Source organism: Streptomyces sp. NBC_00433 (assembly GCA_036015235.1).
In the GTDB taxonomy this organism is placed as follows: Bacteria; Actinomycetota; Actinomycetes; order Streptomycetales; family Streptomycetaceae; genus Actinacidiphila.
The window spans coordinates 1988012-2008085 of the sequence record CP107926.1; the positions used below are offsets into that span (position 1 = coordinate 1988012).

Sequence of the window (20074 nt, forward strand, 5' to 3'; positions counted from 1 at the left end):
CTCGGCTCAGGGGAAGGGGTGCGGGGCCGGGTTGAGGTCCGCGGCGGTCAGGTCGCGGTCGAACAGGCCCGCTTCACGCAGCGCGGTGCGGGTCCTGGGCAGGTGGCGGGCGCGCTGGCGGCGCCAGCCGAAGTCGATCGGCAGCAGTCCCGGCACGATCACCCCGGCGGTGTGGAAGCCGAGTTCGCGCTGCTCGGGCATGGTCTGGTCGATGACGACGACGTCGAATCCGGCCTTCGCGACCGCGGCGACGCAGGCGGCGACGTCGTCACCGAGGTCGTCGCCGGGCGGCAGGGTGCCGGGGCCGGTCGACGGCAGGTCGGCCAGGGCGACGCGCGGGCGCTCCGCGCGCAGCAGGAAGTCGGCGTGCGCGGCCATGTCGGGCAGGCCGTAGAGCAGCGGGTGGTCGTGCAGCACCAGCACCTGGTCGAAGTCGGCGGCCAGTGACCGCAGCCGGGACTCGTCGCGGGCGGTCCTGCGCCGCAGGTTCACCGCGTCGGTGGCGATCTCGCACAGCCCGGCCGCGAGCGCCGCCTCCGGGTCGAGCCCGGCGCCCGCCCCGAAGCACAGGCGGCCGAGGCCGCCGTCGACCCGCTCGGCCACCGCGGTGACCACCGGGATCGGGAAGGTGATCCGGGTGTCGAAGAAGCGGGCGCGGTAGCCGTACATCGCGAGCCGGTCGATCATCGCGCGGGTCTGCGCGCCGCGGGTGCCGCTGATGTCGATCTCGGGCAGCGGCGCCCTGCCGTACCAGGCGAGGAGGAACGCGTCGCGCTCGACGACCTCCATGAGGCCGAAGTAGACGGCCTCGGCCAGACTCCCGCCGGAGGCACAGCCGTTGGAGCTCTCCTGCACGAAGCGGTGCCGGAGCCCGCCGGGGGCGTGGTAGTAGGCGAGGATCTCCGGTACGAGCACCGGGTGTTCGTCGCGCAGCGACCAGCCCCACACCCAGGGGATCGGGCGGGCCGGGTCGAAAGGGTGGACGCCGGGCTCGGCGCGGTGGAAGTCCTCCGTGTAGAGCCCGCAGGCACGCGGGTCCACCACGGCTTCTTCCGCGGCGAGTTCGTCGTAGGACGCGACGACCGTGGTGCGCTTGCCGCGCGGGCGCATACCGGCGAAGCGCTCAAGCCCTTCGAGCAGGCCGACGCGCTCGCTGGAGCGGTAGCGGGGGGTGTGGCCGCCCCAGAAGCACTCCCGCAGGTAGTCGCCCGAGCGCAGCAGGAACGACCCGACGGTCGAGGACGTGGACGCCGAGATCAGGTCGGGCACCACGGAGGGCCCGAGCATGCCGGCCGCCGGGTTCACGAACGCCTCGAAGGGCACGTCGTAGTCGTCGGCGGGCCGCGCCCTGAAGACGTCGGGGGCGGCCTTGGGCGCCGGCGCGAAGCTGATCCGCGCGTCCTCCGCCGTGTCCGCGGGCCGTACGCCGCAGCGCGGGCACTCGGCGTCCGGCACGAAGGCGAAGCGGGTGACGCGGAGCGTCTCGGCGTCCACGAGGAAGGCGTACGGCAACCGCCCGCCGCCCGCCGCCCGCCCCGCCCGCTCCCGATGCGCCGCGATCAGCGCGGCCACCCCGTCGACCCCGAAGCCCGCCTCCGGCGCCCCGACGGCCCGCGTCTCGACCCCGGTCTCCAACGCCTCCCGCAAGGCCCGCACCCGCACGCCCTGCCACCGCCGCGCCAGACACCGCGCGCACCCCGCCCCGCCATCGGCCGCGTACGGCCCGACGAGGACGAGATGCCCGTACCGGTAAACCCCGACGGCGGCGTCCTCCTCCCCCTCACCACCGACGGCCAACTCGTCCCGCACCCCGAGCGCACCGACGACGACATCGCCCGGGGCCGCGAACGTCCGCAGGCTCAGCGCGAGTTGCCGGGCGAAGCGAGCGCACTCCGCCGCGAGCGGACCGGCGTGGCCGACGCGGACGGCGGGAAGCGGGGGCGCCCCTTCCGCAGGGGGCCCGCCGGGCGCTGCGGGGGTGTCAGGCGAGCTGACCGGGGTGGTCATCAGCGGGCCTCGGGGGTGGTCAGGAGGATGCGGGTGGTGTGGAGGTGGCCGGTGGCGAGGTCGGGGGTGGGGGTGGGGGACGCCAGGGCGTCGCGGCCGGTGGCGCGGAGGGCGGCCGCGACGGTCGGCCAGTCGGTGGCCGCGGGGGTGGTGGGCTCGGCGGTCGCGGTGAGGGTGGACGGGGCCAGGTCGGCGAGGAGGGGGTCGCCGAGGTCGGGGGCGCCGCCGGTCTGGACGGCGCCGAGCAGGTCGCGTACCGCGGCGAGTACGGCGTCGCGCCGGCGCAGGCCCGCGGCAACCGCCCAGCGGGGGCTGCCCGTTGCCGGGTCGGCGGTCCGCGCGAGGACCACCGGGAGGACGCTCTCCCCCAGGTCCAGGATCTCCAGGTCGGTGCCGAGTCCGGCGGCGGAGCGGAGCAGGAAGGTGATCTCGGCGTCGTCGCCGTCCAGCGCTTCCGGTGCGATCCGGCCGACGGTGAGCGTGCCGCCGAGCGCCCTGCGCAGGGCGTCGTGGGCGAGTGCGGTCCGCAGGCCGCGGGCCACCGCGGCGGCCGGGGTCGCACCCGCGCCCGTACCGGCGGAGGTCGGCTCGACGATACGGGCCTGGTTGTCGGGCCCGAAGGGGCGCAGCGCCGCCGCGGGCACGAGCAGGGTCTCCCCGCTGAGCAGCGAGGTCGCGGGGCACCAGCGCGCGATCAGCTCGGCGGGGGTGCCGAGCCCCGACGCGATGCTCAGCCGGGCCGGTTCGACCGTGCGCCACTTGCCGCGCGCGGCCTCCAACTCGGCCCCGGTCAGCGCCTGCTGGACGGGCACCACGCGCTCGACGTAGACCTCGGCCGCGCGGTGCAGCGCCCGCAGCCGCGCCCCGGCGACATGGTGCACGTCGAAGGCGGTGACCTCGCGCCGCACCCGGTGCCCGGTGCCGAGCACCACCGTGCTGACCTTCAACGGCGTCTGCGCCCAGTCCTCGTCGGCGTAGGCGGCGAAGACGCCGGCCCGGGGCTGCACGAGCACCGCCCGGCTGGAAATCTCGGCGAGCGCGGCCTGCGCGGCATCCTCCTCCGCGGCGCCGTCCCCGACCGGGCCGCCCAGCGGCGACACCGCCCCGGCGGACCCGGACGCGCCCGCGGCCTGCTCCTCCGGCGACGCCAGGTCGGCCAGCAGGACGGTCTCCTCCGCTGTCTGCGGCGCCGCCGCGCAGTGCGGGCAGCGCGGGTGCGGCAGCAGGGGCTCCGCCGTGGTGTCGAGGGAGTCGGTGTGCTGGATGAGCAGCTGGTTCTCGGTCTCCGCGGGCAGCACACCGGTGGTGCGGCGGAAGACCTCGTAGCCGAGGAGGTTGCCGATCATCGCCGCGAGGGGCCCGCCGACCGCGGGGGCGGCCGGGTCGCGGGGTCCGGCGGGGGACACCGCGCTCCAGACGTCCGCGGCGGCGCCCGCGTCGCCGTTCGTGCCGAGGCGGAGGGCCGCGCAGGTCCAACAGCCCGCGGCGCCGCGGGACATGAGCGGGCCGATCACCACGGAGTCGCCGAAGGGCCAGGCGGGGAGCAGGAGTCGGCCGGCCGGGATGCCGGCGTCGAGGAGGGCGGCGAGCCTGCGGGGTGCGTCGGCGCCGGTGACCAGCACCATGTCGTAGCCGTCGAGGTCGGGCCATCCGTAGGCGGCCGGGTCGGCGCCCGCGATGGCGTCGAGCAGGGCGACCTCGGCGGCGCAGCCGGCCTCCCGCAGCGCCGCCGCCTCCGCGGTGACCTCGGCGAAGGCGTTGCCCGGGCGGTCGATGGAGTGGGGTACGGCGACGGCGGCGCAGCCGTTGCGTATCAGGCTCAGCGCGGCCCAGCGGGCGACCGCGTCGTCGCCGACGACGGCGACCCGGGTGTGCCGGAAGCGCTGGAAGCGGGCGACCGAGCCGTCGGTGTAGTGGTCGATGTAGTCGACCTGCGCGGCGAAGCGCTCGGCGACGGCGGGGTCGAGCGGCTCGGCGTCGGCGTCGGCGGGGACGGCGTCCCGCGCGAAACCACGCGCGTAGAGCGTACCGACCAGTCGGACCACCATCTCGCGCTGCTTGTCACCGAGCCCTTCGCAGAGCGCGGCGACGGTGTGGTCGCCGGTCAGGTGCGGGACCATGATCGTCGCGAAGCGGTAGGCGGACGGCATGACGACGCTGAATCCGCCGCGCGCGTTGTGGAAGTGCACGCCGGTGGGCGTCTGGGTGTAGAGCACGTCCCGGCGGATCCGCGGCCGGGTGCCGGCGAGTTCGTCGTAGCTGGACACCATGTCTGTCACGCCTCCGTGGGGTGCAGTCCTGCGGCGCCGGGCCGCTGCGGTTCTGTGGTGGGGTGCGGGTGCGGCGGCGGGCCCGGGGGGCCGTTCCCGCGGGCCGCGGCGGCGCGGGTGAAGACCCGCAGCAGTTCGTGGACGCGGTAGAGGCCGCGCGGCCCCTCTTCGAGCAGGCCCGCGCCGACGAGGGCGTCCAGGACGCGCCCGCCGTCCACGGGTTCGCCGACCACCGGGTCGGCGCCCGGATGCGCGGCGGGCGGCGGCGCCGGGGGCCGGCGCGGCGGTACGGGCTCCCGCCGGCTGGGCGACTGGCCGCGCAGAATGGCGAGTTCGAGCCGTTGCAGAGCCGAACCAGGGTCGACACCGAGTGCCTGCGCGAGATACGACTTGAGCCGCCGGTATTCGCCAAGTGCTTCGGCCCGGCGCCCGGCCCGGTCCAGCGCTTCCATCAACTGTTCGGTGAATCGCTCGTGCAACGGATAGGCACGGGCGGTGGACCAGATGTCGGCAAGCGCCTCGCGATGCCTGCCGCACTCCAGTTCGAGGTCGAAGACACGCTCGATGGCGCGCAACCACTCCTCCTGGAGCCTCGGCAGTTCGTCGCGGTGCAGCAGGTCGGAGGGCACATTGGCGAGCAGCGGCGGCTGCCACAGCGCGAGCGCGTCCCGCAGCAGCCGCAGTTCGGCCTCCGGGTCCCCGGTGGCATAGGCGGCGCCGAGCAGTTCGCGGAAGCGGACCAGGTCGAGCGTGGCGGCGTCCGCGGTGAGCCGGTAACCACCGGGCACGGCCTCGATCATATTGCCGGCGATGCCGTACTTGCCGAACAGGCGGCGCAGCCGCAGAACGCAGCTGTGCAGTGCGGACTTGCCCTGAGCGGGGGTTTCCTCACCCCAGATGACGCGTTGCAGGAAATCCACGGAAACCACGGAGTTGGCATTCAGCAGCAATGCGGCGAGCAACGCCGCAGGTCGCGAGGGCTGAAGCACCACCGATTCACTGCCGTCTGCAACCGCCAGCATTCCGAGTACGGTGAACCGCGTATGGTCCGCAGCGCGCGGCTGCGGTCCGGTATTTTCCGTTGGCAATGCAGAACTGTTTTCGAGCGCGTTGGACAAAACCACCAACCCACCATCCCCGTAGCCCCGTGTCGACCACTGCCGCCGCCCCGCAGGAGTGCGCGGGGCGTCGGCTGAAATACCAGTCGGTCTGGCTGGTTGCGGTCACGGAGGACAGTACGGCAGGCCTCTTTACCTTGTCCAGGGAATCCGCCCGCCGCCCGGCAAGCAATGCGGCGCGCACCGCACGCACGCCCGCAAAGCCGAATTCCCGCCCGCAACCGGGACACACCGGACCGTATGCACGGAGCACGGACGCGAGCAATCGGACATATCCCGCAGAAATTACCGGCGTGTAAAGCGGCGTTAACTCTACCCATTACCCGATGGTTTTACGCGAGCCGCCCTCCGGCCGCCCGCGCTTTAGGCCATGCACGATCGGGGTGAATAGGCGGTGACCATTCGGGGGCCGCGCGCGCCGGGCCGCTGAGCTGCGGCGGGACCGGGCGGGGGCGCCGGCGCGGCAGTGAGGGACACTGCGGGCGGCGCCCGGGGGTCAGCCGAAGCCCCCTTGCCGGAGCGGCCGGCGCCCGCCGCTCTGCCGCAGTCCGTCTGCTCGCCGGTCTCGGCCGGTGACCTGCCCGACGCCCGGCCAGCGTCCCCGCACACGACCCTCAGAAGATGCATTTGCGTACGCGGAGCGGAAAGTTGCCAGGACCGGCCCGGGGATCACGGGGCCCCCTGGCGGAGAACCCGACCGCCGCAGGCCACGGCGTCACCGGATGCACAGGGCCGCTGCCGCGAAGGGCATCCCTGGCGCACCCCGAGGACATGGGCATCGCCACCGAAATCGCCGCCGGAGCGGCTCTCGCCGTCGGGGCGGCGCTGCCGGTCGCGGGCCGAGCGGCCCTCGGACGCCGCCCGGCGGTGCGTGACTGCCCGCGCCGAACGCGCCACCGGGCGCCCGCAGGTGACGGACTGTCCGTCTCCGGTCACAGCGGGCGGGAACATCCTGCACTATGGGGTCACGAGACCGAGCAGGAGTGGTGGCCCATGGCAGAGAGCGTGCTGGTGCGCTGTCCGGCATGCCGCCGCGACCACACCTACACCGCGCCGACGTATCCCTGCGCCTGCGGGGCGCCGCTGTGCCTGCCGGTGCTGCGCGGCGGGCTGCCGGTGGAGATCAGGCACCGCTCGTGGGACGACTCCTGGGTACGGCTGCGCTGCCCCGACTGCGGGCGCACCGACCACTGGCCGCAGCCGGAGTTCGGCTGCACGTGCGGTGCGCTGATCCGGCTGCCGGTGGACGACGAGGCGGCGGGCGAGCCGGGGCGGCCGCCCGTACCGCACGCCGGCGCGGCGGCCCCCGCGCCGACCGGGGACGTGCCGCCGCCGCCCTCCGACCGGCCGCCGTTCCGCCCGGTCACCATCCGCACCGGACGGGACGCCCTGACGGCGGCGGCCCAGTACCTGAAGTGGCTCGGCTTCGCCGAAGTACGCCTGGCCGGCGACCGTACGGCCAACGGCATCGACCTGCGCGGCCAGGGCATGGTCGCCCAGGTCGACCCCAGCACGCAGCCGACCTCCGTCCGGGACGTCGAGTGCCTCTGGCTCAACTGTGCCAATGAGGATGTGGCGGGGGCCTTCTTCTCTCTCGCCGGTTACGCGCACGACGCGCGGGCGCGCGCGGACCAGTTGGGGGTGCCGCTCTTCGTGATGGACCTCACGGGGACGCCGCAGCCGGTCAACGACGCGGCCGATGCCCTGATTCGCTCAGGCCCTCCTCCTACGCGCTGAGCACCTCGCCCCCACGCGGGGTGCCCCCACGCGCCCTCGGGCCCGCGCCCACCCGCGCCCGGAGGGTGAGCGTTTATACCGGGCCGGGGGCACGCCCCGACCGCGGTCATGCCTCTGGTGCGAGCTCCGGGGGCGCCGTGTCCTGTTGCGTGAAGTCCGCGGCCGCCGGGGCAGGTTGCGTGAAGTCCGCCCGCAGCTCCACTTTGCGTACCTTGCCGCTGACCGTCATCGGGAAGGCGTCGAGGACCCGCAGGTGGCGGGGGATCTTGAAGTGGGCGAGCCGGCCCTCGCAGTAGTCGGCGATCTCGCCGAGGGTCGGCGGGTCGGCCGGGTCGCGGGGGATGACGCAGGCCAGCACTTCCTCGCCGTAGGTGTCGTCGGGCACCCCGACGACCTGCACGTCGGAGACCTTGGGGTGGCCGTAGAGGAACTCCTCGACCTCCCGCGGGTAGACGTTCTCACCACCCCTGATGATCATGTCCTTGATCCGGCCGACTATCGCCACGTAGCCGTCGTCGCGCATCACCGCGAGGTCGCCGGTGTGCATCCAGCGCCCGGTGTCCACCGCCTCGGCCGTACGGTCCGGCTCGTCCCAGTAGCCCAGCATCACCGAATAGCCGCGCGTGCACAGCTCACCTGCCGTGCCGCGCGGCACCGTGGCCCCCGACGCGGGGTCCACCACCTTGACCTCGATGTGCGGCAGGGCCCGGCCGACGGTGGCGGTGCGGTGGTCCACCGGGTCGTCGCGCCGGGTCTGGGTGGACACCGGGGAGGTCTCGGTCATCCCGTAGCAGATGGACACCTCGGACATGTGCATCTCGGCCATCACCCGCTTCATCACCTCGACCGGGCACGGCGATCCGGCCATGATGCCGGTGCGCAGCGAGCTGAGGTCGTAGTCGGCGAAGTCCGGCAGGGCCAGTTCGGCGATGAACATCGTGGGGACGCCGTAGAGCGAGGTGCAGCGCTCCTGCTCGACCGCGCGCAGGGTCGCGGACGGGTCGAAGGACGGGGCGGGGATGACGATGCAGGCGGCGTGCGAGGTGGCGCCGATGTTGCCCATCACCATGCCGAAGCAGTGGTAGAAGGGCACCGGCAGGCAGATCCGGTCCTGTTCGCTGTAGCCGACCGTACTGCCCACGAAGTAGCCGTTGTTGAGGATGTTGTGGTGCGACAGGGTGGCGCCCTTGGGGAAGCCCGTGGTGCCCGAGGTGTACTGGATGTTGACGGGGTCGTCGCAGCTCAACGTCTCCTGGACGGAGGCCGGGTAGCCGGGGTCGAGGTCCTCGCCCGCGGCCGTCATGGCGTCCCACGACGGGTCGCCGATGTGCACGACCCGGCGCAGGTCGGGGCAGTTGGCGCGGACCTCCTCCGCCATCACGCGGTAGTCGGTGCCGCGGTGCTCGGTGGAGGCGATCAGCAGCATGACCCCGGACTGCCGCAGGGCGTAGGCCAGTTCGTGCAGCCGGTAGGCCGGGTTGACATTGACCATGATCGCGCCGATCCGGGCGGTGGCGTACTGCACCAGCACCCACTCCGGGCAGTTGACCGCCCAGATGCCGACCCGGTCGCCCTTGCTCACACCGCAGGCGGCCAGTCCGCGGGCGACCTCGTCGACCGCGCGGCCGAACTCGGCATAGGTCCAGCGGCGGCCGCTGGGCACGTCGACCAGCGCCTCGCGGTCGGGGTGGGCGCGGACGGCCCGGTCGAGGTTGCGTCCGACGGTGTCGCCGAGCAAGGGCGTACTCCCGGTTCCGTGCGCGTACGAGGGCTCGGACGTCACCGGTAGTCCTCCTCGTGGTATTCGGCGCTGCCGCCCCGCAGGGTCGCCTCCCGCAGCTCGATCCGGCGGATCTTTCCCGACACGGTCTTGGGCAGCGGGGCGAACTCCAGCCGCCTGACGCGCTTGTAGGGCGCGAGCACCGAACGGGAGTGCGCGAAGATCGCCTTGGCGGTCTCGCCGTCCGGCTCCCAGCCCTCGGCGAGCACCACATACGCCTTCGGGACGGCGAGCCGCAGGTCGTCGGGGGCGGGCACCACGGCGGCCTCGGCGACCGCCTCGTGCTCCAGCAGCGCGCTCTCCAGCTCGAACGGGCTGATCTTGTAGTCGCTGGACTTGAAGACGTCGTCCGCGCGGCCCACGTAGGTGATGTAGCCGTCGGCGTCGCGGCTGCCGATGTCGCCGGTGCGGTAGTAGCCGCCGCCCATGGCCTCCTCGGTGCGCTCGGGGTCGCCGGAATACCCGGTCATCAGGCCGACCGGGCGGCTGCTCAGGTCGAGGCAGATCTCGCCCTCGTCGGCCGGCACCCCGGTCACCGGGTCGAGCAGCGTCACCGTGTAGCCGGGGGTGGGGCGGCCCATCGAGCCGGCCTTGACCAGCTGGCCGGGGCTGTTGGCGACCTGGACGGCGGTCTCGGTCTGCCCGAAGCCGTCCCTGATCAGCACACCCCACAGCCGCCGCACGTGCTCGATCACCTCGGGGTTGAGCGGCTCGCCGGCCGCGACCGCCTCGCGCGGCGGGGTGGTGAGCGCGCTCAGGTCGGCCTGGATCAGCATCCGCCACACCGTGGGCGGCGCGCAGAAGCTGCTCACCCCGCAGCGGTCCATCTCGGCCATCAGCCGCGCCGGGTCGAACCGCGTGTAGTTGTGCACGAAGACCGTCGCCTCGGCATTCCACGGCGCGAACAGGCTCGACCAGGCGTGCTTGGCCCAACCGGGCGACGAGATGTTCAGATGCACGTCGCCCGGTCGCAGCCCGATCCAGTACATCGTGGCGAGGTGCCCGATCGGATACGACACATGGGTGTGTTCGACCAGCTTGGGCTGCGCCGTGGTGCCGGACGTGAAGTAGAGCATCAGCGGGTCGGACCCGGCCGTCGGGCCGTCCGGGGTGAAGCCGGGCGGTGTCGCGTACGCCTCCTCGTAGGCCAGCCACGGCACCCCGGCGTCGCCGCCGACCGCGATCCGGGTGTAGCCGCCGGGCACCTCGTCGAACTTGGGGGTGTCAGCGCCCCGCACGATCGCGTGCCGCACCTGCCCGCGCTCGACCCGGTCGCGCAGGTCGGCAGGGCCCAGCAGCGGGGTCGCGGGGATGACCACCGCCCGCAGCTTCATCAGCGCGAGCACCGACTCCCACTGCTCGACCTGGTTGCCCAGCATCAGCAGCACCCGGTCGCCGGCCCGCACCCCCCGGGCCCGCAGCCAGGACGCGACCCGGTCGGAGCGGTCGGACATCTCGCGGAAGGAGATCAGCGACTCGGTGCCGTCCTCCTCGACGATCCACAGCGCCGGGCGGTCGTTGCCCGCGGCGATCACGTCGAACCAGTCCAGCGCCCAGTTGAACCGCTCCGGGTCCGGCCAGCGGAAGCCGTCGCGGGCCGCCGTATAGTCCTCGCGGTGCCGCAGCAGGAAGTCCCGGGCGGCCCGGAATGCCCCGGTCGCGTCCGATGCCGCCATGTGTCCTCCTTGTGGATGTCCCCTCGGTAGCATCGTGCGGTAGTGACGTGGGTCTCACTACCCCCGGACGGGGGTGAGGAGGTGGCGCAGTGGACGGCAGCCGTGGCGAGGCCATGGACATGCGGGCCGCCCTGCTGCGGATGCGCAGGTCAGGGCTGCTCCACGTGGCCTTCGGCGGGCTGGTCTCGGGAGCCGGCGCCCGGCAGTTCCGGATCAGCGAGCTGGCGGGGGCCGACACGGACTCGCTCCGCGGGCTCTCGGTGCGCACCGGGAACGGGCTCGGCGGCAAGACCCTGGCCCTCGGCCGGCCCTACGCCGTGACCGACTACGGCTCCTCGCGCGCCATCAGCCACGAATACGACGCCGCCGTCGCCGGGGAGGGGCTGCGCTCGGTGCTCGCCGTGCCGGTCGTGGTGCACCGGCAGGTGCGGGGCGTGCTCTACGGCGCCCTGCGCCAGCCGTACGCCCTCGGCGACCGGCCGCTGGCCGCCGTGATCGACGCGGCACGCGACCTCGAACAGGCGCTGGCCGTGCGGGACGAGGCGCGGCGGCTGCTGGCGTCCTGCCAGGCGCCGGTCGCGGCCGACCCGCGGGCCTGGGAGGAGGTGCGCGAAGCACACGCCGAACTCCGGGCGTTGGCGGTGCGCATTCCCGACACGCGGCTGCGCGAGGAGCTGCTGGCCGCCTGTGCGCGGCTCGCCTCGGCCGCGGCACCCTCTTCCTCCGCCGCCCGCCCCCCTGTTGTCCAGCTCACCCCGCGCGAGCTGGACGTCCTGACCACCGTCGCCTCCGGGGCGACCAACGCGGCGGCCGCCTCGCGGCTCCGGCTGCGGCCGGAGACCGTCAAGTCCTATCTGCGGTCCGCGATGCGCAAGCTGGGTGCCCACACCCGCCTGGAAGCCGTCTCCACCGCCCGCCGCACCGGCCTGCTCCCCTGACGCCGCACGGGAGTCACCCGAGCCGCGCGGGTGACGGCCCGTCGGGAAAAGGACGCGCGGGGAGCGTGGGGGCGGGAGTAGCGTACCGGGGGTGACGATCGATCGGGTGGGCGGCTTCGCCGCGCTGTCGTTGGTGCTGGTGCTGATTCCCGGCCCGAGTGTGCTGTTCGTGCTGGGCCGCGCCCTGGCGCACGGCCGGCGTACGGCCCTCGGCAGCGTCCTGGGCAATGCCATCGGGGCCTACGCCCTGATCGCGCTGGTCGCGCTGGGCCTCGGCGAGGTCGTGTCGCGCTCGGTCGCCCTCTTCGACGCGCTCAAGCTGGCCGGCGCGGCCTACCTGGTCTTCCTCGGCGTGAAGGCCTTCCGCGCCCGCGGCACGCTGTCCGCGGCGCTGCGGGGCGAGGCCGAGGAGGGCTCGGCCGCGCCCCGCAGGGGCGACCTGCGCACCCTGTGGGAGGGCTTCGTCGTCGGGGTGACGAACCCCAAGACGATGGTCTTCTTCGCCGCCGTCCTCCCCCAGTTCGTGAACCGCGACGCCGGCCGAGTCCATGTGCAGATGCTGCTGCTGGGACTGGTGTTCACCGCCATCGCGCTGCTCTGCGACAGCGTCTGGGCGCTGACCGCGTCAGCGGCCCGCGGCTGGTTCGCCCGCTCGCCGCGGCGGCTGGCAGCGGTGGGCGGTACCGGCGGGCTGGCGATGATCGGGCTGGGCGTGGCGGTCGCGGTGACGGGCCGCGCGGACACGTAGTCCCGGGCCCGGCGGGCGGTGTGAGCAGGCGCACACACCGGGAAGCAGCGAAACGTTTGCGTTTCGATAGTGGCGGACGTACGGTCACGGAGTACGAAACGGTTTCGTTCTTCCTGCGGTACAGCCCTACCCCGTCCCACCTCAGGAGTTCCGCCTGATGTCTTCGCAATCAGCGGCCGACGTCCCCGTCGACCGGCTCACGAAAGCCCCGTCCGACGCCGCTCCCGGCGCTCCGACGGAGAAGGCCAACCACCGCTGGTGGGTCCTGGCCGTCATCGCCGTCGCCCAGCTCATGGTGGTGCTCGACGCCACCGTCGTGACCATCGCCCTGCCCTCCGCGCAGAAGGCACTCGGCTTCTCCGACGGCAACAGGCAGTGGATCGTCACCGCCTACTCCCTCGCGTTCGGCTCCCTGCTGCTGCTCGGCGGCCGGCTGGCCGACCTGGTCGGCCGCAAAATCATCTTCCTGGTCGGCGTCGTCGGATTCGCCGCCGCCTCCGCGCTGGCCGGCGCGGCACAGAACTTCGAGGTGCTGGTCGCGGGCCGCGCCCTCCAGGGCCTGTTCGGCGCCCTGCTCGCCCCCGCGGCGCTGTCGCTGCTCAACACGACCTTCACCGACGCCAAGGAGCGCGCGAAGGCCTTCGGTATCTACGGCGCCATCGCCGGCGCCGGCGGCGGCATCGGCATGCTGCTCGGCGGCGTCCTGACCCAGAACCTGAGCTGGCGCTGGACGCTGTACGTGAACCTGCTGTTCGCCGTGGCCGCCTTCATCGGCGGTATGGCGCTGCTGCGCAAGGGCGCCCCGGCCAACCGGCCGAAGCTGGACCTGCCGGGCACCCTGCTGGTCACCGTCGGCCTGTTCTGCGTGGTCTACGGCTTCTCCAACGCCGAGACGCACCATTGGGGCTCCCCGATGACCTGGGGCTTCCTGCTGATAGGCGTCGCGCTGGTGGCGGGCTTCAGCTGGTGGCAGACGCGCGCCACCCACCCGCTGCTGCCGCTGCGCGTGCTGCTCGACCGCAACCGGGGCGCGTCCTTCACGGTGCTCGCGCTCTCCGGCGCCGGCATGTTCGGCGTCTTCCTCTTCCTGACGTACTACCTCCAGCTCTCGCTGCACTACAACCCGATCAAGACCGGCCTGGCCTTCCTGCCGATGATCGGCGCCCTGATGGTGGCGGCCCAGCTCGTCACCAACACGCTGCTGCCCCGGCTCGGCCCGCGGCCGATCGTGCCGCTGGGCATGGTGATGTCGGCGGCCGGCATGGCCTGGCTGACCGTCCTCGACCTCAACAGCAGCTACGCGGCGAACGTCCTGCCCCCGCTGCTGGTCATGGGCTTCGGCCTCGGCCTGGTCATGCCGGCCGCGATGAGCGTGGCGACCGAGCGCGTCGGCGAAGAGGACGCGGGCGTGGCCTCGGCCGCGGTCAACACGATGCAGCAGGTGGGCGGTTCCATCGGCACCGCGCTGCTGAACACCCTGGCCGCGAGCGCCGCGACCTCGTATCTGGCCCACCACTCGGACAAGCTCGCCAAGGCGCACTCCGCGCTGCACAGCTACGCGACCGCGTACTGGTGGTCCGCCGCGCTCTTCGCGGTCGGCGGTGTGCTGGCGCTGTTCATGTACAGCGGCGGCCGTCCGGCGCCGAGCGACCAGGACGCTCCCCCGGCCGTGCACATGTAGCCGTACGGCTTGCAAGGCCTCCCACAGCACCCGGCGCCGCCTGAGCGGACGGCGCCGGGTCCGGGGGCCGGCCGCCGGGTCATCGTGGGGACGGGACACCCGGCACCACCGGCCCCCCGCATACGCCGCCCCGCCGTTTCGCGCCCCCCGTACGCGAACACGGCGGGGCGGCTTCCTGCCGCCCCGCCGCGCCACCCGCCAGGGGGCGGCCCCTGCGGCGGCTCGCCGCCGTGTGGGCTCGCGCGGGGCGGGTTACGGTGACGTCATGGATGGCTTCCGGCCGCTGTACGTACCGGTGCGGCGGGGCCCCGCGGGCCTCGTCGTCCGCCTGTGGCGCACCCCCGCGGGCGCGCGGACCGCGGTGGCCTTCACCACCGATCAGCGGTTGCGAGCCGCGCTGGGTCCTTGCCAGGACTGGATTCGGCTCTCCGAATCCGCCCTCCGCCGCCTGGCGGAGCCCCTCGGCTCCACCTCCCTCACGATCGACCCCCTCCTCTTCGGCCGCACGCCGACCCGACAGCCCACCTGACCGCCGCGCGATCGCTTGGCCGGTGACACCGTCAGACGTCTGCGGGTGTGGAGCTGTCAAGCTCCGCCCAGGTGACCTTGCCACCTGTCACGGGGAACGCGTCCCAACGGGTGCTGAGCGCTTCCACCAGGAACAGCCCTCGACCACCTTCGGCGTCTTCACCGACCACCTGGAGCGCCGGTTGCTCGGTGCTGCTGTCCCGCACGGCGATACGGAAGGCACTGTCGTCAAGGTGGAGTTCGATGCTCACCGTGGCGAGGCTGGCAGGACTGTCCTTGTGCCGGGCGCTGTGGCGGGTGGCCTTGACGGCGTTGGTGACCAGTTCGCCGGCGATGACCTCGGCTTGCTCGATGAGTTGGCGCAAGTCCCACGCCTGCAAGGTGTCCCGGACGAACGATCGTGCGGCACTCGGGGTGGTGCTCACCGCGCCGAAGGTGGTGTGTGCGACCAGGGGGAGGGTCGTCGCGCGGGTTACCGTTCCGCGGGCACCGCCTTCACCGACACCGTGCCCAACCCGTAGGTCCGGGCACGCTTGGCCACGCCCGGCGGGTTTCCGTTATCCGCCGGGCGTGGCACCGTCTCCTGTCCGTAGGGAGAAGTGACGGACGGAGAGTGGAGCAGCATGCGTGCAGGCGACCGTGTCGGACCCGACCCCGGGCTGGTGACCGCCGCGCGTGCGGGCGATCAGCGGGCGCTCGACCACCTGGTCGCCCAGTGCCTGCCCTTGGTCTACAACATCGTGGGCCGGGCGCTCGACGGCCACGACGACGTGGACGACGTCGTGCAGGAGACGCTGCTGCGGGTGGTGCGGGGCCTGGCCGACCTGCGGGACCCGGCGGCCTTCAGGTCCTGGCTGGTGGCCATCGCGGTACGCCAGGTACGGGACCGCGAGCAGGCCCGCAAGGCCTCCTGGCACCACCAGACCGCGCTGGACGCGGCCGAGCTGATACCCGACCCGGCCTCCGACTTCGCCGCCGTGACCATCCTGCGGCTCGGCCTGACCGACCAGCGCCGCGACATCGCCGAGGCCACCCGCTGGCTGGACGGCGACGACCGCACGCTGCTGGCGCTGTGGTGGCTGGAGGAGACCGGCGACCTCGGCCGCTCGGAGCTGGCCGACGCGCTGGGCCTGACCCGGCAGCACGCGGCGGTCAAGGTGCAGCGCATGAAGGAGCAGCTGGAGACCTCGCGGTCGGTGGTACGCGCGCTGGGCGTCGGCCCCGAGTGCGACGGGCTGCACCACCTGACCGGCGGCTGGGACGGTGTGCCGAGCCCGCTGTGGCGCAAGCGCTTCGCCCGGCACATCCGCAGCTGCGCCGACTGCACCCGCCGCGGCGGCGCGCTGCTGCCGATGGACCGGCTGCTCAGCGGACTGCCGCTGCTGCCGGTGCCGATCGGGCTCGGCGGCCCCTTCGCGGCGCAGGCGCCGGCCGCCCCCGCGGCCTTCGGCCACCCGTCTCCGCCGAGCCAGCCGCCGGCGCCCGCCCATCCCGCGCCCCCCGCCCCTGACCCGCGCACCGCTCCGCACCCGCACCCCCCACGGCGGAGCGGTGCGCGGCACGGATCGCGGGCCAGGCCGCGGCTGCTGCACGGCCCGGCAGGGGTGACCGGCGCCGCGGTCGGCACCGTCGCCGCGGTCGCGGCGGGCGCGCTGCTCGCGGTGCACCTGACGGCCGGCGGCCAGGCCGCCGAGCCGGCCGCCGACGCCTCCGCCGCGCCGCCCGCCGTCACGACCACCGCCGCCGGGGCCACCACCGCGCCGCCGGCCACCACAGCCTCGCCGAGCCCGTCGAAGACCTCCCCCAGGCCGACGGTCTCGGCGAGCAGCAAGCCGCCCGCCGCCCACACGCCGGCCAAGGCCCCGCCGCCCGCGCCGCCCGCCACCTCGACCCGCAAGGGCGTCGGGGTGTGGACCTTCGACGGGGTGGACTCGGCGCTCGGCAAGTCCGGTGCCGCGTGGTATTACACCTGGTCGACGACCCACAGCGGGGTCAGCGGCCCCGGCTTCGTCCCGATGATCTGGGGCAGCGCGAGCGCGGACGCGAACGGGCTCGCGCAGGCGAAGAAGGCCGGACCGTATCTGCTGGGCTTCAACGAGCCGGACATGTCCGCCCAGTCGAACATGACCGTCGACCAGGCGCTGGCCCTGTGGCCGAAGGTGGAGGCGACGGGCAAGGTGCTCGGCAGCCCCGCGGTCGCCTACGGCGGTGACACGGCGGGCGGTTGGCTGGACCGCTTCATGTCGGGCGCGAAGACCAAGGGCTACCGCGTCGACTTCATCGCCCTGCACTGGTACGGCGGCGACTTCACCACGCCGAACGCGGTGGCGCAGCTCAAGTCGTATCTCCAGGCGGTCCACAACCGCTACCACAAGCCGATCTGGCTCACCGAGTTCGCGCTGATCGACTTCTCGCACGGCACCCGCTTCCCCACCGACCAGCAGCAGGCCGCCTTCGTCACGGCGGCCGCGAAGATGCTCGACGGGCTGCCGTATCTCCAGCGGTACGCGTGGTTCGGCCTCGGCGCCGACGACAGCAAGCCCAGCAGCGGCCTCTTCCACAGCGGTGCCGTCGAGACACCGGCGGGGCGGGCCTTCGAGGCGGCCCGCTGACTCACCCCGCGGTGAAGGTCACCCCGTGCGCGGCGCCCGGGTCGGCGGCGGCGAGCAGCCGCAGCCCGTCGCGGGTCAGGGCGTCCCGGTCGGCGGCGCCCAGCGGGGTGAAGTGCGTGACGGCGACGGCCGCCGCGCCCTTCGCCCGGTCGAAGCGCCAGATGCCGGCGACGAATCCGTCGACCAGGATCGTGCCGCGCACCAGGCCGTTGACCGTCATCACCCGGCGGCGGTAGGCCTCGGGCACGATCCGGGTGCGGTCGGCGTGCGAGAGCAGGAGGTTGTCGAAGTCGGCGACGAGGCGGGCCGGCACCGGCACGTCGGGGTCGGCCGGCTCGGCGTCGGGCAGGTCGTGCAGGACCCGGCCGTCCTCGGCCGCGTAGGAGCGCAGGTCCATCCGGGCGAAGACCGGCTTGAGCCCCGTCATGCCGCTCCACTTCTGCATGTCGGCCGGGCTCGCCGGGCCGAAGGCGGCCAGATAGCGGCGGACCAGGTCCGCCGGGTCCGGCGGGGTGAGCGGTCGGCCGAGCCAGTCCTCCAGCAGGCCGTACGTCGTCCCGCCGCTCGCGCCCCACACCCCGCGCGGCGGCAGCTGCGCCAACGGCAGCCAGGAGCGCAGCGCGTTGACCAGCGCCGCCGGGTCGGCGGCGGGGAAGCGCCCGCCGAGTTCGGTACGCAGCTCGGCCGGGGTGCGCGGCTGTTCGCGCAGCAGCGCGCGGCCGTACGCGATCACCTCGGCCCGGTCCGCGCCGGCCGCCCCCCGCGCCCACTGCGACCCGCGGAAGGTCCGCTCCAGCATCGGCCCGAGCCAGTGCCGCAGCAGCAGCGCGTCCCCGGCGGTCACCAGGTGCACGGTGCTGCGCATCAGCGCCAGCCGCACCACCCGCCGCTTGACGAGCAGCTCGCCCAGCTCCCCGAAGTCGAACCCGCCCACCCGCGTCCACAGCCCCGGATAGGGCGAGGAGGGCATCTGCGACTGGAGCCCCAGCAGATGCCCGACCACGCCCTCGGCCCCCGCCCCGTCCCGCTCCAGCAGGAGCTGGCGGTCGAGCAGCGTGCGGTTGAGGGTGCGCAGATCCAGCGCCTGGGTGGCCATGCGCCTACGGTATTGCCCCCTGCGGACAGCCCCCGTCCGCGAGCCCCGGACAAGGCCCACCTTCCGCACAGAGGGCAAGCCACAAGGGGCGCGTGGGGGTACCCCCAGGCGAAGCTCCGGCGGAGAACGGAGCGCCCCGCCGAAGAGGCGGGAAAGAAAGCAACACCACGGCAAGTGGCAACCACCCAGGGGCGCGGGGAACTGCGCGACAGGCCACCCGCCGGGGGAAGGTCCCAGGACGGACGGGGCGGGGCAGCCCGGGGGGATCCCCGGGAGCGGCTACGCCGCCGGGTGGCGGCCCAGCCGGCCGGGAGCCGCGTCGTGGTGGATCGGGATGTGCGCCCCGGTAAGCGGCACGCCCGAACCACCGTGCCGCACGGCGACGATCTCCGCGGCGATGGACAGCGCCGTCTCCTCCGGTGTGCGGGCCCCCAGGTCGAGCCCGATCGGGGAGTGCAGCCGGGCCAGGTCGAGTTCGCGCAGGCCGGCCTCGCGCAGCCGGCCGAGCCGGTCCAGGTGGGTGCGGCGCGAGCCCATGGCGCCGACGTAGGCGAGCGGCATCCGCAGGGCCGTCTCCAGCAGCGGGATGTCGAACTTCGGGTCGTGGGTGAGGACGCAGACGGCCGTGCGGGCGTCGAGCCGCCCGGCGTCCGCCTCGGCGGCCAGGTAGCGGTGCGGCCAGTCCACCACGACCTGGTCGGCGTCGGGGAAGCGGCGCGGGGTGGCGAAGACCGGGCGGGCGTCGCAGATGGTCACCCGGTAGCCGAGGAAGGCGCCGGCCCTCACCAGCGCCGCCGCGAAGTCGATCGCGCCGAAGACCAGCATTCGCGGCGGCGGCACGCTCGTCTCGACCAGCAGCGTCAGCGGCTCGCCGCAGCGGCTGCCGTCGGCGCCGATCCCGACTGTCCCGGTGCGGCCCGAGGCGAGCAGCGCGCGGGCCTCGGCGGCCGCGGTGGCGTCCAGCAGCCGGTCGCCGAGCGTGCCCTCGGCGGGGCCCTCGGGCCGTACCAGCAGCGCCCGGCCGAGCAGGTCGGCCGGGCCCGCGGTGATCCTGGCGACCGCCGCCGCCTCCCCTGAGGCGGCGGCGGACAGGGCGGCGGCGATCTGCGGGGCGGCGGCCGGGTCGATCCGCTGGACGAGGATGTCGATGTCGCCGCCGCAGGTCAGGCCGACCGCGAAGGCGTCCTCGTCGGAGTAGCCGAAGTGCTGGAGCACCGGCCGGGAGACGTCGCCCGCGGCCAGCACCTCCCGGCACAGCTCGTAGACGGCGCCTTCCACGCACCCGCCGGACACGCTGCCGACGGCGGCGCCGTCCGCGTCGACGGCCAGCGCGGCGCCGGGGCGGCGCGGGGCGCTGCCGCCGGTGGCGGCCACGGTGGCGACCGCGAACGGCCGCCCCAGCGCGCACCAGCGGTGCAGCTCGTCGGCGATGTCCAGCATGGTCTTCAGCTCCTCGGTTCTCCCGGTCCGGCGGTCAGCTGACCCCGAGCCAGCCTTCGATGGGGTGCAGTGCGAAGTAGGCGGTGAAAACCGCCGTGAGGATCCGCAGGAAGGCCCCGGGCTCGCGCCACCGGCCCTGGGCGGCCCTGACCGCGGTGTACGACACCACGCCGGCGCCGACGCCCGCGGTGATGGAGCAGGTGAAGGGCATCAGGGCGACGGCCATGGAGACCGGCACGGCGACGGCGCGGTCCGACCAGTCGGCGTGCCGGGCGTCGCCCGTCATCATCGCGCCGATCACCACCAGCAGGATGTAGCACATCGCCATGAAGGTCGTGCCGCCGCCGCGGACTTCGCGGGGGATCGAGGAGCCTCGCTCAGAGATGTGGGAATACCGGTCGAGCCAGGATCTGCCTGCGGGCCCGAGCGGGCCGGAGCCCGCG

12 protein-coding genes and 3 pseudogenes are annotated in these 20074 nt (G+C 73.9%); 6 read left to right on the forward strand and 9 right to left on the reverse strand.

Features of this window, described 5'->3' with window-relative positions; all coding sequences use genetic code 11:
• Positions 1-6 precede the first annotated feature (6 nt).
• From OG900_08110 to OG900_08120, 3 genes and pseudogenes are all read right to left on the reverse strand, one after another.
• Entirely contained in the window at positions 7-2007 is a 2001-nt protein-coding gene (locus tag OG900_08110) for a TOMM precursor leader peptide-binding protein (GenBank protein ID WUH90079.1), read from the reverse strand.
• A complete protein-coding gene (locus OG900_08115) occupies positions 2007-4277 on the reverse strand; it encodes a TOMM precursor leader peptide-binding protein (GenBank protein ID WUH95665.1) in 2271 nt (756 codons plus the stop codon). Before OG900_08115 ends, OG900_08110 begins: the two co-directional genes overlap by 1 nt.
• Positions 4278-4585: 308 nt before the next feature.
• A pseudogene (locus OG900_08120) lies at positions 4586-5299 on the reverse strand (AfsR/SARP family transcriptional regulator).
• Between the two features lie 1089 nt (positions 5300-6388).
• On the opposite strand from OG900_08120, the gene OG900_08125 reads away from it, so the two are divergent.
• A complete protein-coding gene (locus OG900_08125) occupies positions 6389-7132 on the forward strand; it encodes a hypothetical protein (GenBank protein WUH90080.1) in 744 nt (247 codons plus the stop codon).
• Between the two features lie 106 nt (positions 7133-7238).
• On the opposite strand, the gene OG900_08130 is transcribed toward OG900_08125, so the two are convergent.
• Both OG900_08130 and OG900_08135 read right to left on the reverse strand, forming a co-directional pair.
• On the reverse strand, positions 7239-8915 hold the full coding sequence (locus tag OG900_08130; GenBank protein WUH90081.1) for an AMP-binding protein: 1677 nt from the start codon (positions 8913-8915) through the stop codon (positions 7239-7241).
• Complete coding sequence (locus tag OG900_08135; GenBank protein WUH90082.1) at positions 8912-10588, reverse strand: AMP-binding protein; 1677 nt, start codon at positions 10586-10588, stop codon at positions 8912-8914. The genes OG900_08130 and OG900_08135 overlap by 4 nt, the downstream gene beginning before the upstream one ends.
• A gap of 119 nt (positions 10589-10707) precedes the next feature.
• On the opposite strand from OG900_08135, the gene OG900_08140 reads away from it, so the two are divergent.
• The 4 genes and pseudogenes from OG900_08140 (at position 10708) to OG900_08155 (ending at position 14445) form a co-directional block, all read left to right on the forward strand.
• Positions 10708-11526, forward strand: a complete 819-nt coding sequence (locus OG900_08140; protein ID WUH95666.1) for a LuxR C-terminal-related transcriptional regulator — start codon at positions 10708-10710, stop codon at positions 11524-11526.
• 91 nt (positions 11527-11617) lie between these two features.
• The gene (locus OG900_08145; protein WUH90083.1) at positions 11618-12274 is read left to right on the forward strand and encodes a LysE family translocator; all 657 of its coding nucleotides are present in this window, start codon (positions 11618-11620) and stop codon (positions 12272-12274) included.
• Positions 12275-12431: 157 nt separating this feature from the next.
• A complete protein-coding gene (locus OG900_08150) occupies positions 12432-13955 on the forward strand; it encodes an MFS transporter (protein WUH90084.1) in 1524 nt (507 codons plus the stop codon).
• 265 nt (positions 13956-14220) lie between these two features.
• Positions 14221-14445 (forward strand): annotated as a pseudogene (locus OG900_08155) (hypothetical protein).
• Positions 14446-14515: 70 nt separating this feature from the next.
• Here OG900_08155 and OG900_08160 read toward each other — a convergent pair.
• Positions 14516-14908, reverse strand: coding sequence for an ATP-binding protein (locus OG900_08160; GenBank protein ID WUH90085.1), 393 nt, complete (start codon positions 14906-14908; stop codon positions 14516-14518).
• A 198-nt stretch (positions 14909-15106) separates the two neighbouring features.
• Here OG900_08160 and OG900_08165 point away from each other — a divergent pair, with 198 nt between their 5' ends.
• Positions 15107-17095 (forward strand): sigma-70 family RNA polymerase sigma factor, encoded by a 1989-nt coding sequence (locus tag OG900_08165; GenBank protein ID WUH90086.1) that lies wholly within the window; start codon positions 15107-15109, stop codon positions 17093-17095.
• A gap of 1 nt (position 17096) precedes the next feature.
• Here OG900_08165 and OG900_08170 read toward each other — a convergent pair whose 3' ends face one another.
• From OG900_08170 to OG900_08180, 3 genes and pseudogenes are all read right to left on the reverse strand, one after another.
• Positions 17097-18191: a winged helix DNA-binding domain-containing protein gene (locus OG900_08170; GenBank protein WUH90087.1), complete on the reverse strand. Its 1095-nt coding sequence runs from the start codon at positions 18189-18191 to the stop codon at positions 17097-17099.
• A gap of 279 nt (positions 18192-18470) precedes the next feature.
• Positions 18471-19631: an XdhC family protein gene (locus tag OG900_08175; GenBank protein WUH90088.1), complete on the reverse strand. Its 1161-nt coding sequence runs from the start codon at positions 19629-19631 to the stop codon at positions 18471-18473.
• A 34-nt stretch (positions 19632-19665) separates the two neighbouring features.
• Positions 19666-19938: pseudogene (locus OG900_08180) on the reverse strand (NCS2 family permease).
• Positions 19939-20074 lie beyond the last annotated feature (136 nt).